Annotated in this window: 9 protein-coding genes; all 9 read left to right on the top strand. The window is 67.6% G+C overall.

What is annotated here, in order from left to right:
• Positions 1-32: 32 nt before the first annotated feature.
• The 9 genes from speE to ACNQFN_RS22440 all read left to right on the top strand — a co-directional run bounded on the left by speE (position 33) and on the right by ACNQFN_RS22440 (position 13,089).
• Positions 33-917: a polyamine aminopropyltransferase gene (gene speE, locus ACNQFN_RS22480; protein WP_068635687.1), complete on the top strand. Its 885-nt coding sequence runs from the start codon at positions 33-35 to the stop codon at positions 915-917.
• Positions 918-1,103: 186 nt separating this feature from the next.
• Positions 1,104-2,354 carry a 16S rRNA (cytosine(967)-C(5))-methyltransferase RsmB gene (rsmB, locus tag ACNQFN_RS22475; RefSeq protein ID WP_418648950.1) on the top strand — a complete coding sequence of 417 codons (1,251 nt, stop codon included), beginning with the start codon at positions 1,104-1,106 and terminating at the stop codon, positions 2,352-2,354.
• Positions 2,305-2,919, top strand: a complete 615-nt coding sequence (locus ACNQFN_RS22470) for a DUF4390 domain-containing protein (RefSeq protein WP_068635731.1) — start codon at positions 2,305-2,307, stop codon at positions 2,917-2,919. Before rsmB ends, ACNQFN_RS22470 begins: the two co-directional genes overlap by 50 nt.
• Positions 2,916-5,036: a sensor histidine kinase gene (locus ACNQFN_RS22465; protein ID WP_068635688.1), complete on the top strand. Its 2,121-nt coding sequence runs from the start codon at positions 2,916-2,918 to the stop codon at positions 5,034-5,036. Before ACNQFN_RS22470 ends, ACNQFN_RS22465 begins: the two co-directional genes overlap by 4 nt.
• 5 nt (positions 5,037-5,041) lie before the next feature.
• A complete protein-coding gene (locus ACNQFN_RS22460) occupies positions 5,042-6,289 on the top strand; it encodes a sigma-54-dependent transcriptional regulator (protein WP_068635689.1) in 1,248 nt (415 codons plus the stop codon).
• A 92-nt stretch (positions 6,290-6,381) separates the two neighbouring features.
• The gene (trkA, locus tag ACNQFN_RS22455) at positions 6,382-7,785 is read left to right on the top strand and encodes a Trk system potassium transporter TrkA (protein WP_068635690.1); all 1,404 of its coding nucleotides are present in this window, start codon (positions 6,382-6,384) and stop codon (positions 7,783-7,785) included.
• Positions 7,786-7,800: 15 nt separating this feature from the next.
• On the top strand, positions 7,801-9,258 hold the full coding sequence (locus ACNQFN_RS22450) for a TrkH family potassium uptake protein (protein ID WP_068635691.1): 1,458 nt from the start codon (positions 7,801-7,803) through the stop codon (positions 9,256-9,258).
• Between the two features lie 99 nt (positions 9,259-9,357).
• Positions 9,358-10,428 (top strand): uroporphyrinogen decarboxylase, encoded by a 1,071-nt coding sequence (hemE, locus tag ACNQFN_RS22445; RefSeq protein WP_418647622.1) that lies wholly within the window; start codon positions 9,358-9,360, stop codon positions 10,426-10,428.
• Positions 10,429-10,911: 483 nt separating this feature from the next.
• Positions 10,912-13,089 carry a primosomal protein N' gene (locus tag ACNQFN_RS22440; protein ID WP_418647621.1) on the top strand — a complete coding sequence of 726 codons (2,178 nt, stop codon included), beginning with the start codon at positions 10,912-10,914 and terminating at the stop codon, positions 13,087-13,089.
• Positions 13,090-13,155: the final 66 nt, after the last annotated feature.

Below are 13,155 nucleotides of genomic sequence, written 5' to 3'. Positions count from 1 at the left end.
GTGATTGGCCGAGCGCCGGGGAGATCAGCAGCATGACTGATACGAAACCTCTGCTGCCGGCAGGGCTGTTGTCCGAGTGGTTGAGCGAGGACGCCGGATATTTCCTCAAGGCTGGACGCCTGCTGGAGGCGGGCGAATCTCGTTTCCAGCACTACGAAGTCTGGGAAACTCCGCGCCTCGGTCGTTTGTTCCGGCTCGACGGCTGTTTCATGAGTTCGGAGCGCGACGAGTTCCTTTACCACGAAAACCTGATACACGTGCCGGGCATGGCACACGATGGCTTGCGCCGGGCGCTGGTCATCGGTGGCGGCGACGGTGGCTCGGCCGAGGAGTTGCTGAAGCACCCGACGATCGAGCATGTGAAGATCGTCGAACTGGACGAAAAGGTCGTCGACATCTCGCGCCGCTACCTGCAGGACGTGCATCACGGCGCTCTCGACGATCCGCGCGTCGAACTCTGCATTGGTGATGGTCTGCGCTACGTCACCATCGACGCTTCTGCGATCGCCGGTCGCTACGATCTGATCGTGCTCGACCTGACCGATCCGGAAGGCCTGGCCGAAGCGCTGTATGGCGAGGACTTCTTCCGTGCTTGCCGTGCCTTGCTCGCAGAAGATGGCGCGCTCAGCCTGCATCTGGGCGCAGCTTTCTTCCAGTCCGAACGGGTCGGCAGCCTGGTACGGCGCCTGAGACAGGTATTTGCCTGCGTGCGGCCTTATTTCGTCCACATTCCCTTGTATGGCAGTCTGTGGGGATTGGCGACCGCTTCCGATCGGCTCGATCCGCTTTCAGTGAATGCCGATGAGATCGATCGCCGCATCGTGAAGCGGCGAATCGGCGGGCTTCAACATTACAATGGCGCGGTACATCACGCGCAGTTCGCGCTCCCCAATCATCTGCGCGCATTGCTGGCCTGACGAAGGCCGGCGCCGCGCGCCGCAAGGCTTCGACATCCAGTGAGTTCTCCCCCGTCCAGGCGCCCGCGTGCGGCGCCCCCGCATTCCCGCCCCCGCAGCACGGCCAATGCCCATCCTTCTTCGTCGGGGCGCAGTAGCGCACCCGCTCCACGCCCGGTGCTGCCCGAAGACAGCCTCGGCTACGCCATGCTGCGCGCGGCCGAACTCGTTGCCGGCGTGATGGAAGGCGGCAATCTGACCGATGCTTTCGAACGTATGGCTGCAGATCACGCCGCGTGGCCGGATGCCACCCGCGGTGCGGTGCGCGATCTGGCCTGGTCGACGCTGAGGGACTACGGGACGGGCGATGCCGTCCTGCAGCAGTTCCTGCACAGTCCGCCGGCCGTGCTCATCCATGGTTTGCTGCTGGTCGCGCTGACGCGGCTCGAACAGCGGCCCGAACAGGCGCACACTGTCGTGGACCAGACGGTGCAGGCCGCGGCGGTGGCGATGCCGGGGCTGAAGGGCATGGTCAACGGCGTGCTGCGCAACGCCCTGCGCCAGCGACAGCTATGGACATCCTGGGTCGAAGCGGACGAGGAGGCGCGCCACACGCATCCGCGCTGGTGGATCACGCGGGTGAGGGCGGATCATCCCGAGCATTGGCGTTCCATCCTGGAAGCAGGCAGGCAGCGTCCGCCGATGGCGCTGCGGGTGAATCGGCGGCGGGCGGAGGTGGACGCGGTCGTCGCCGAGCTGGAAGCAGCAGGCATCGCGCTGCGGGCGGTCAGCGGTCAGACCGTGCTGCTGGCCCAGCCGCTGCCGGTCGCGCGCCTGCCGGGCTTCGCCGAGGGCAGGGTGTCGGTGCAGGATGCCGGTGCCCAGCGCGCTGCCTTGCTGCTGGCGCCGCAGGCCGGCGAGCGGGTGCTCGACGCCTGCGCCGCGCCCGGCGGCAAGACGGCCCATCTGCTGGAACTGGCCGACATTGAGCTGTCGGCGCTCGAGCTCGACCCGCTGCGTGCCCAGCGCATCCGCGCCAACCTCGACCGCCTCGGCCTGGAGGCGCGCATCCAGGTGGCCGACTGCGCCAGGCTGGAGACCTGGTGGGACGGGCGTCCGTTCGACCGCATCCTGGCCGACGTGCCGTGCTCGGCGTCGGGCGTGGTGCGCCGCCATCCCGACATCAAGTGGCTGCGCCGCGACGAGGACATCGCCGGCTTCGCCGCCCAGCAGGCCCGCATCGTCGATGCGCTTTGGCATACCCTGGCTCCGGGTGGCACAATGCTCTACGTCACGTGCTCGGTGTTCGGGCAGGAGAATGCTGCGCAGCTTGCCGCTTTCCTCCGCCACCACGCCGATGCCGAATCCGATCCCATCGACGGTTTTCCCGATTGCCAGTTGCTGCCCGATGCCGATCATGACGGCTTCTATTTCGCCCGCCTGCGCAAGAAGGCTTGAGCGCCTGCTGCGTGCCTGCTGCACGCTGCTGGTGCTGCTCGCCTTCGTGCCCGCCGTGCATGCCGACGACGCCCGCATCCGCAGTGCGGAGATCGTGCGAGGCGACGGCGGCTACGTGCTCAATGCCGACATCGACATCGAGCTCAACTCCCGCCTCGCCGATGCGGTGGCGCGCGGCGTGTCGCTGTACTTCGTCACCGAGCTGCGCATCGAGCGGCCACGCTGGTACTGGCTGAACGAAGTCGTCGTCGATCGCAGCCTGCACTACCGCCTGTCCTATCATGCGATCACCCGCAGCTACCGGCTGTCGATCGGCAGCTTCCACCAGAGCTTCGACGACCTCGACGCCGCCGTGCGCACCATGCAGCGCGTGCGCAACTGGCAGATCGCCGACACCTCGCAGCTTGCTGCCGGCCAGTCGCACGAGGTGGCACTGCGCTTCCGGCTCGATACCAGCCAGTTGCCCAAGCCTTTCCAGGTGACGGTGATCGGCGGCCGCGACTGGAACCTGGGCACGGATTGGGCCACCTGGACCTTCCTGCCCGGGGTGGCGGGCCAGCGATGAAGCGCTTCCTGCTCATCGTTGCGGCAGCACTGGCTGCGATCTCGCTCTTCCTGCTGACCTCGGCCAGTTCGAACACCGAACTCTTCGTCAGCAGCTATCCCTATCTGTTCGCGCTCAACGGCGTGCTGGTCGTCTCCCTGGCCGGCCTGGTCGGCGTGCAGTTGCGCCAGCTGTGGCGCGAGTACCGCACGCGCCAGTTCGGCTCACGGCTCAAGTACCGCCTGGTGCTGATGTTCGCGCTGATGGGCGTGGTGCCCGGCGTGGTCGTGTATGCGGTATCGCTGCAGTTCGTCGTGCGCAGCATCCAGAGCTGGTTCGACGTGCGGGTGGAGTCCGCGCTGGAAGGCGGCATCGCGCTCGGCCAGAACGCGCTCGACTATCTCGTCGGCCAGGTCAGCGACAAGGCGTCCGACATGGTGCTGGAACTGGAAGGCGTGGAGCGGGTTTCGCCGGCGCTGCTGAACCGCCTGCGCGAACGGGCGGTGGTCGGTGGTGCCACCGTGCTGACGGCCAACGGCCAGATCCTGGCGATGGCGGCCGATGCCTCGGCCGGGTTGATCCCCGACCTGCCCAGCGCCAACCAGTTGCGCCAGGCGCGCGGAGTGCGCGTGTTCCATGCCGTCGAGAGCCAGCCCGACGGCCGCCTGGTGATTCGCGTGATCACGCAGATTCCGCTGCGCACGCTGGCGGGGGAACCAAAGCTGCTGCAACTGACTCAGGCCGTGCCCGAGACTTTCGGCCGTCACGCCGAGGCGGTGCAGGACGCTTACCGCGAATACCAGCAGCTCACGCTCGGCCGCGAGGGCCTGAACCGCATCTACACCCTGACCCTGACGATGACGCTGCTGCTGGCACTGCTGACGGCGGTGGCTGCCGCCTTCATCATTGCCCGCCGCCTGGCGGCGCCGCTGCTGATCCTGGCCGAAGGCACGCAGGCGGTGGCGCAGGGTGACTTCAGCCCGCGCCAGGCGCTGCCGGCGCGCGACGAGCTCGGGGTGCTGACCCAGTCCTTCAACCGCATGACGCGCCAGCTCGAAGAAGCCCGGGAGGCGGCCGAACGCAACCGCGCCGCGGTGGAGTCGGCACGTGCCTACCTGGAAAGCGTGCTCGCCAACCTGTCGACCGGCGTGCTCGCCTTTTCTCCCGACGGCAGGCTGCGGGCGGCCAACCATGGCGCGGAGCAGATCCTGGACGACGCCCTGGCCGGCTTCGAGGACATCACGCTGGCCGAATGGCCGCGCCTGGAACGCTTCCGCGATGCCTTGCTCGATGGTTTTGCCGCCCACGAGAGCGACTGGCAGGCACAGATCGAATTGCCGGTGAAGGACAGCACGCCGCTGACGCTGCTGATCCATGGCTCGCGCCTGCCCGAGGGCAGTGGCGGCGGGCTGGTGGTGGTGTTCGACGACATCTCGCACCTGATCGCCGCGCAGCGCACCGCGGCCTGGGGCGAAGTGGCGCGGCGCCTGGCGCACGAGATCAAGAACCCGCTGACGCCGATCCAGCTCTCGGCCGAGCGGCTGGCCTTCAAGCTCGCCGACAAGCTCGACGACAGCGGCCGCGAGATGCTGGAGCGCGGCACGACGACGATCGTCAACCAGGTCGAGGCGATGAAGAACCTGGTCAACGCCTTCCGCGACTATGCGCGCCTGCCGGCGCCGCAGCTGGCGATGATCGACCTCAATGCGCTGATCCGCGAGGTGCTGCACCTGTACGAGAGCGCCGCGTCGCTGATCCGGCCGCAGCTGGCTGCCGACCTGCCGCGCGTGCGCGGCGATGCCAGCCAGCTCCGGCAGGTCATCCACAACTTGCTGCAGAATGCGCAGGATGCGCTGGCCGGCGTCGATGGCGGCAAGGTGAGGGTGATCACCCGGCGCGAGGGCGAGCGCGTGGTGCTGATGTTCCGCGACAATGGCCCGGGCTTCCCGGCCGAAGTGCTGGCGCATGCCTTCGAGCCCTATTTCACCACCAAGTCGCGCGGCACCGGGCTGGGCCTGGCGATGGTCAAGAAGATCGTGGATGAACACGGCGGCGATGTCCGCCTGGCCAATCTCGACGGCGGCGGGGCGGAGATCCGCATCCGGCTGCGCCCGGCCGAAACGAATGACGAAGACTGAACACAATGGCAAAGATACTCATCGTTGACGACGAAATCGGCATCCGCGAACTCCTGTCGGAGATCCTGCGCGACGAGGGCTACGACATCCTGCTCGCCGAGAATGCCACGGTGGCGCGGGCGATGCGCAATGCCGGACGGCCCGACATCGTGCTGCTCGACATCTGGATGCCTGATACCGATGGCATCACGCTGCTGAAGGAATGGGCGGCGAACGGCCAGCTCAACATGCCGGTGGTGATGATGTCGGGCCACGGTACCATCGACACCGCGGTCGAAGCGACGCGCATCGGCGCGATCGACTACCTGGAAAAGCCGATTGCGCTGCAGAAGCTGCTGGCTGCGGTCAAGCGCGGGCTGCAGCGTCCGCTCGCGCCCGGCGCGCCGGCGCCGCTGACGCTGGCCGCCTTCACCCGCTCGGTGCCGCTGCGCGAACTGCGCCGCCGCGTGGAACAGATCGCCAGCAGCTCGCGCCTGCTGCTGCTGCGGGTGGGCGCGGGCAGCCTCGCCGAACTGGTCGCGCGCAGCGTCAACAACGGCCGGGCCGCCTGGCTCGACCTCGCCGCGATCTCGGCGCCGCTCGACATCAGCCAACTGCAGGCGACCCAGGGCGGCGTGCTGTTCGTCGGCGAACTGGCACGCCTGTCGCGCGCACAGCAGAAGAATCTGGCTTTCGCCGTCGATCGGCTCGACCGCTACGATCTGCGCCTAGTGGCCGCCACCGACCGCAGTGCCGAAGCGCTGCTCGCCGAAGGCTGGGAAGAAGCGCTGGTGTCGCGGCTGTTCGAAGTCAGCCTGGCGCCGCCGTCGATTGCCGACGTACGCGATGACCTGCCCGAACTCGCCAGCCAGATCCTGCTGCACCTGGTCGAAGGCGGCGAAGTGCCGCTGCGCAACTTCTCCACCGCCGCGCTCAACCAGATGCGCAACCTGCAGTGGCCGGGCGGTTATGCCGAGCTGCGCGCCGCGGTGAAGTCGCTCGCGCTCGGCACGCTGGAAGAGGAGATCGGTGCCGGCGACGTGCGCCGCCTGCTGCCGCCCGATGCCGCGGCCAGTTCGATCGGGGTATCGTTCGACCAGCCGCTGCGCGAGGCGCGCGAAGCATTCGAGCGCCTGTATTTCGAGCACCACCTGCGGCTGGAGGCCGGCAACATGACGCGCCTGGCTGAGAAGACCGGGCTGGAACGCACCCACCTCTACCGCAAGCTCAAGCAACTCGGCCTGCAGGCGGGGCGACGGCACGAGGAGAACTGAGCCGCCAGCGGATGCTGCGCTGCAACAATCCTGTTCCGCGATTGTGCAGAGCAGCGTAGAATCCCCGCCGATACGTCCTGCGGAAGCGTGCGGTGAAGATCATCATTCTCGGTGCCGGCCAGGTTGGCGCCTCGGTGGCGGAAAACCTGGCTTCCGAAGCCAACGACATCACCCTCGTCGACACCAGCCCCGATAGCCTCGGGGTGCTGCGCGACCGGCTCGAGGTGCGTACCGTGTGCGGCAATGCAGCATCACCCAGGGTGCTGCGCGAAGCCGGCGCCGACGATGCCGACCTGCTGATCGCCGTCACCCAGTCCGACCAGACCAACCTGTGCGCCTGTCGCATCGCCAAGGCGCTGTTCAACCTGCCGACGCGCATCGCGCGGCTGCGCTCGACCGATTACGTCGATCACCCCGAACTGCTCGACGAGGACAATTTCGCCGTCGATTTCTCGATCTGCCCCGAGCAGGTCGTCACCGACTACATCGAGCGCCTGATCGCCTTCCCCGAGGCATTGCAGGTGCTGGAATTCGCCGACGGCGTGCTCAGCCTGATCTGCGTGCGCGCCTTCGAAGGTGGACCGCTGGTGGGGCATCCGCTGAAGGCGCTCAAGTTCCACCTGCCCAACGTCGAAGTCCGCATCGCCGCGATCTATCGCAACGGCGTGCCGATCATTCCGCAGGGCGATACCATCATCGTGCCGGACGACGAAGTCTTCTGCCTCGCCGCCACCGTGCATGTGCGCCAGGTGATGCGTGAGCTGCGCCGTTCGGACAAGCCGATGCGCCGGATCATCATCGCCGGCGGCGGCAACATCGGCTTCCGCCTGGCGCAGTCGATCGAGGAAAACTACCACGTCAAGATCATCGAGACGCGGCAGGAGCGTGCCGAACTGCTGGCCGGCCAGCTTTCGCGCGCGCTGGTGCTGCGCGGTGATTCGACCGACGAGAAGCTGCTCGAGAACGAAGGTATCGACGAGACCGACCTGTTCGTCGCCCTGACCAACGACGAGGAAGACAACATCATGTCGGCCTCGCTCGCCAAGCGCATGGGCGCGCGCCGCACGCTGGCGCTGATCAACCGCCGGAGCTACGTCGACCTGGTACAGGGCGGGCCGATCGACATCGCCATCTCGCCTGCCCACACCTCGATCGGCACCCTGCTCGCGCACGTGCGCCGCGGCGACGTGGTGGCGGTGCACAGCCTGCGGCGCGGCGCCGCCGAAGCGCTGGAGATCATCGCCCACGGCAGCCGCAAGGACTCCAAGGTGGTGGGGCGGCCGATCGAAGAGATTCCCTTCCCCAAGGGCGCGACCATCGGCGCCATCGTGCGCGACGTCAGGCGCGACGACGGCCGCCTGCTGCGGCGCGAGGTGATCATGCCGCACCACGACACCGTGATCGAGGAGAACGACCACGTCATCGTGTTCTGTACCCACAAGAACCTGGTGCGCAAGGTCGAGAAGGTCTTCCAGGTGGGCTTCCACTTCCTCTGACAAGGGTGATCCGGCATGCGCGCCTACCGTCCCGCGCTGAACGCGCTCGGCCTGATCATCATGATCTTCGGCCTGTTGATGGGCTTCCCGCTCGGCGTCTCGCTGTGGCTCGACGACGGCGCGGCGCTGGCCTACGACAAGGCGATCCTGGTCACCGTCGCCGCCGGGCTGGCACTGTGGCTGGCCACGCGCGGCGTGCGCCGCGACCTGCGGGTGCATGACGGCTTCTTCCTCGTCGTCGCCACCTGGGTGATCCTGCCGCTGTTCGGCGCGCTGCCGCTGATGGGCTACATGCCGGCGCTGGGTTTCACCGATGCCTACTTCGAGGCGGTGTCCGGGCTCACCGCCACCGGCGCGACGGTGCTGTCCGGCGTCGACGACCTGCCGATATCGATCAACGTCTGGCGCACCCAGATGCACTGGATCGGCGGCATGGGCATCATCGTGCTGGTGGTGGCGATCCTGCCGCTGCTGGGCATCGGCGGCCGGCAGGTCTACAAGGCCGAAGTGCCGACGCCGATGAAGGACTCCAGCCTCACGCCGCGCATCACCGAGACCGCCAAGGGGCTGTGGCTGACCTACATGCTGCTGACCGTCGCCTGCGGCTTCAGCCTGTGGGGGGCAGGGATGGACGGCTGGGATGCGCTGATCCATGCCTTCTCGATCACCGGCCTGGGCGGCTTCTCGAGCAAGGACGCCTCGCTCGGCCATTTCGCCAACCTGAACGTCGAGCTCGTGGCGATGCTGTTCGCGCTGCTGGCCGGCCTCAACTACGCCACCCACTATCTTGCCCTGGTGCGCGGTTCGCTGCGGCCCTACTCGCGCGATCCGGAGATTCCGTTCTACTTCGGCGCGCTGGCGTTCAGCATCGCGATGCTGACGATCTACCTGCTGTACTGGCAGAGCCACGACGATCCGCTCCACACCCTGCGCAGCGTGGCCTTCCACGTGGTGTCGATCTCGACTTCGCTCGGCCTGGTGATCGAGGACTATTCCGCCTGGCCGATGTTCGCCCAGGTCTGGATGCTGTTCCTCGGCAGCTTCATCGCCTGTTCCGGCTCCACCGGCGGCGGCATCAAGATGATGCGGGCGATCATCCTGTACAAGCAGGTGCTGCGCGAGATCGTGCGCTCGCTGCATCCCAACGCGGTGCAGCCGGTGCGCATCGGCAAGCAGTCCGTGCCCGACAACATCCTGCACGCCATTCTCGGCTTCAGCTTCACCTACATGGTGTCGATCGCCTGCCTGACGCTGATCCTCTCCGCCACCGGGCTGGAACTGCTCACCGCCTTCTCGGCCGTGATCGCCTGCCTCAACAACACCGGCCCCGGCCTGGAAGCGGTCGGGCCGGGCGGCAACTACCAGGCCCTGTCGATGTTCCACAAATGGGTGCTGGCGTTCACGATGATCCTCGGCCGGCTCGAGATCTTCACCGTGCTGGTGGTGCTGACACCGGCTTTCTGGCGGCGCTGAGGCGATTCCCCTGCCTGTTTGACACGCAACAAGCCCATCCGGGCGGTCGACGGGCGATAATCGCGGCTTGTGCCCGAACGACCGCCATGAGGACTCGATGTGAGCCGTCTCAAGAACGACACCTTCCTGCGCGCTCTGCTGCGCCAGCCCACCGAATACACCCCCGTCTGGCTGATGCGCCAGGCCGGCCGCTACCTGCCGGAATACTGCGAGACGCGCAAGCGCGCCGGCAGCTTCCTGCAGCTGTGCAAGAGCCCGGCGATGGCCTGCGAAGTCACGCTGCAGCCGCTGGCGCGCTACGAGCTCGACGCCGCGATCCTGTTCTCCGACATCCTCACCGTGCCGGACGCGATGGGCCTCGGCCTGTACTTCGCCGAAGGCGAGGGGCCGCGCTTCGAGCGCCCGCTGAAGGACGAATGGGAGATCCGCAATCTCAGCGCGCCCGATCCGCACGCCGAGTTGCAGTACGTCATGGACGCCGTCAGCGAGATCCGCCGCGCGCTCGACGGCAGCGTGCCGCTGATCGGCTTCTCCGGCAGCCCATGGACGCTGGCCTGCTACATGGTCGAAGGCGGTTCGTCGAGCGACTACCGCAAGGTCAAGAGCCTGGCCTACAGCCGCCCCGACCTGATGCACCACATCCTCGACGTCACCGCGCAGGCGGTGGTGAAGTACCTCAACGCCCAGATCGAAGCCGGCGCCCAGGCGGTGATGGTGTTCGACTCCTGGGGTGGCGTGCTGTCCGAAGCGGCCTACCGCGAGTTCTCGCTGCGCTACCTGGAGCAGGTGGTGGCCGGCCTGATCCGCGAGCGCGACGGCCAGCGCGTGCCCAGCATCGTGTTCACCAAGGGCGGCGGCTTGTGGCTGGAATCCATCGCCGCCATCGGCTGCGACGCGGTCGGCCTGGACTGGACCATGGACATCGGCCGCGCCCGCCAGCTCGTGGGCGACAAGGCCGCGCTGCAGGGCAATCTCGACCCCAACGTGCTGTTCGCCCCGCCCGAGACCGTGGCCGCCGAAACCCGTCGCGTGCTGGATTCCTTCGGCAATCATCCGGGCCACATCTTCAACCTCGGCCACGGCATCTCGCAGTTCACCCCGCCCGACAACGTCACGGTGCTGGTCGATACCGTGCACGAGCACAGCCGCAAGCTGCGCGCGCAGGGCTAAGGGTAAGGGCAATACCGTTCGTTTGAGCACGTAGGAGCGGCTTCAGCCGCGAAAAGCACTTCGCGGCTGAAGCCGCTCCTACGCCAAGAGGGAAATGGACAGCAGTGGGGCCAAGAGGATGGCCGCCGCCGCGTGCTGTCAAGCATTAAATCAGCATTCGGAGGCTTGACTTATACACATCGCCTCGTTCCGCCGGGCGGATGAGCATCAGATTTCGGTTTTATTTCGCTGTTTTCATAAGTAATTGAAAACAAAGAAAATTCAAAAAGCACAATGTTAAGGCAATGTGACGGAAAGCCTGATCTGGCGCCGGTTTGAGGCCGATTCACCCATCTTTCCCACAAACTTATCCACAGGTTTTGTGGACAAGCGCAAGGCTGGTTTTCCCGCCAATGGTTTGCCCGGCATTTTCGTGGTTCATTCTCACGAACCATACTCAAGCTACTGAAGCACAACGATTTTTCGGATCCTCACTGCTGTCGCATGCCCATCGTCCGTGTCGCCCTGCCGGTTCCGCTGCCGCAAGTGTTTGATTATCTTGCCCCGGATGCCTCCGAAGCCGACGTCGGGCGCTGCGTCAAGGTGCCGTTCGGGCGTGGCGAGCGCAACGGCCTGATCGTCGCCCTGGCTGCCGAGGCCGACGTCGACCCGGCGCGGCTCAAGGCCGTGCATCACATCCAGCGCGACGTGCCGCCGCTGCCGCCGGACTGGCTGGAACTGGCCGCTTTCGTCGCCCGCTACTACCACGCGCCGATCGGCGAAGTCGTCGCGCTCGCGCTGCCGCCGGGGCTGCGCCGCGCCGACGGCGTCAGCGGCGACGAAGACGATCCCCTGCTCGACATCGGCCCGGCCGGCACCGAAGCCTTGCAGGCCGGCCGACGCCCGAGCAAGGCGCTTGCCCTGCTGCAGGCACTGGCGCAGGACACGCCGCCGTGGCGGCGAAACGCGGTGCGCGCGCGAGAGGGCGGCGAAGCGGTCGGCGACCTGCTGCGCCGCGGCTGGCTGGTCGAGGCCGCGCTCGATACTCCGGGCCGCGCCGCGTCCGGCGTCCTGCCGGAACTGACCACGGAGCAGGACGGCACGGTGAAGGCCATCCTGGACGCCGGCGAGGGTTTCCGCAGCTGGCTGCTGCACGGCGTCACCGGCAGCGGCAAGACCGAGGTCTATCTGCGCCTGGCCGCCCGCATGCTGGCACGGGGCAGGCAGGTGCTGATGCTGGTGCCCGAGATCGCGCTGACGCCGCAGCTCGAACAGCGCGTCGCCCAGCGTTTCGCCGCGGCCCGCATCGTCAGCCTGCATTCCGGTCTGGCCGATGGCGCGCGTTCGCGCGGCTTCGTCCAGGCCCTGAGCGGCCGTGCCGACATCGTGCTCGGCACCCGGCTCGCGGTGTTCGCGCCGCTGCCGCGGCTGGGCCTGATCCTGGTCGATGAGGAACACGACGCTTCCTACAAGCAGCAGGAAGGTGTGCGCTACTCGGCACGCGACGTCGCCGTGTGGCGCGCCCGCCAGCGCGGCGTGCCGGTGGTGCTGGGTTCGGCCACGCCGTCGCTGGAAACCTGGTACCACGCCCGCAGCGAACGCTACGCGCTGCAGGTGCTGAAACAGCGCGCGGTGGCGGCCACGATGCCGGCGGTGCGCTGTATCGACGTGCGCCGCCTGAAGCTGGACGAAGGGCTCAGCCCCGGCCTGCAGGCGGCGATCGCACAACGGCTGGAACGCGGCGAGCAGAGCCTGGTGTTCCTCAACCGCCGCGGCTACGCGCCGGTACTGTCCTGCCCGTCCTGCGGCTGGGTCAGTCGCTGCCCGCACTGTTCGGCCAACCTCGTCGTCCACCTCGCCGACCGTCGCCTGCGCTGCCACCACTGCGGCTGCGAGGGCGGCATCCCGCACGCCTGCCCGAGCTGCGGCGACCAGGACATCAAGCCCTTCGGCCGCGGCACGCAGCGCATCGAAGCGCGCCTGGCCGAGCTGTATCCGCAGGCGCGGGTGCTGCGGGTCGATCGCGATGCCGCGCGCACGCGCAGGCAATGGGAGGCGCTGCTCGACACCATCGCCGCAGGCGGCGCCGACATCCTGGTCGGCACCCAGATGATGGCCAAGGGGCACGACTTCCCGAACCTGACCCTGGTCGGCGTCGTCGGCGCCGACGCCTCGCTGCACGCCGCCGACTTCCGCGCCCCCGAGCGCCTGTTCCAGCAATTGATGCAGGTCGGCGGCCGCGCCGGGCGGGGCGCGCTGCCCGGCGAAGTACTGATCCAGACCGAATACCCGGAGCATCCGCTCTACCGGCACCTCGCCCGCCACGACTTCGACGCCTTCGCCCGCATGGAGCTGCAGGCGCGGCGCAGCGCCGGCTTTCCGCCCTTCAGCCACCAGGCCATGCTGCGCGCCGATGCGCCGGCGCTGGACGACGCCGTCGAGTTCCTGCGCCACGCCCGCCGCCTCGCCGCCGAGCATGCCCCGGACGGCCTGCGCATCTACGACCCGGTGCCGATGCGCATGACCCGGCTGGCCCGGCGCGAACGCGCCCAGCTACTGCTCGAAGCCGACCAGCGCAGCCTGCTGCAGGCTTTCCTCACCGACTGGATGGCACTGCTCTACCGCCAGCGCACTGCGCGCGAGCTGCGCTGGCAACTGGATGTGGATCCGCTGGAAGTGTGACGCCAATCCGGAACGGGTGGATGGAGCACCCATAAACCACCCGTAAATCGGGTGCTGCATCCGATC

It is taken from the genome of Thauera butanivorans (assembly GCF_048398245.1).
GTDB lineage: Bacteria > Pseudomonadota > Gammaproteobacteria > Burkholderiales > Rhodocyclaceae > Thauera > Thauera butanivorans.
The sequence above is the reverse complement of the archived record's forward strand: the minus strand, read 5'-3'. Positions and strand labels throughout refer to the sequence as shown.

Excerpts from the sequence above, each read along its gene's own strand:
- speE (WP_068635687.1), top strand. The coding sequence starts at position 33 with ATGACTGATACGAAACCTCTGCTGCCGGCAGGGCTGTTGTCCGAGTGG.
- rsmB (WP_418648950.1), top strand. The coding sequence starts at position 1,104 with ATGCTGCGCGCGGCCGAACTCGTTGCCGGCGTGATGGAAGGCGGCAAT.
- ACNQFN_RS22470 (WP_068635731.1), top strand. The coding sequence starts at position 2,305 with ATGCCGATCATGACGGCTTCTATTTCGCCCGCCTGCGCAAGAAGGCTT.
- ACNQFN_RS22465 (WP_068635688.1), top strand. The coding sequence starts at position 2,916 with ATGAAGCGCTTCCTGCTCATCGTTGCGGCAGCACTGGCTGCGATCTCG.
- ACNQFN_RS22460 (WP_068635689.1), top strand. The coding sequence starts at position 5,042 with ATGGCAAAGATACTCATCGTTGACGACGAAATCGGCATCCGCGAACTC.
- ACNQFN_RS22450 (WP_068635691.1), top strand. The coding sequence starts at position 7,801 with ATGCGCGCCTACCGTCCCGCGCTGAACGCGCTCGGCCTGATCATCATG.
- ACNQFN_RS22440 (WP_418647621.1), top strand. The coding sequence starts at position 10,912 with ATGCCCATCGTCCGTGTCGCCCTGCCGGTTCCGCTGCCGCAAGTGTTT.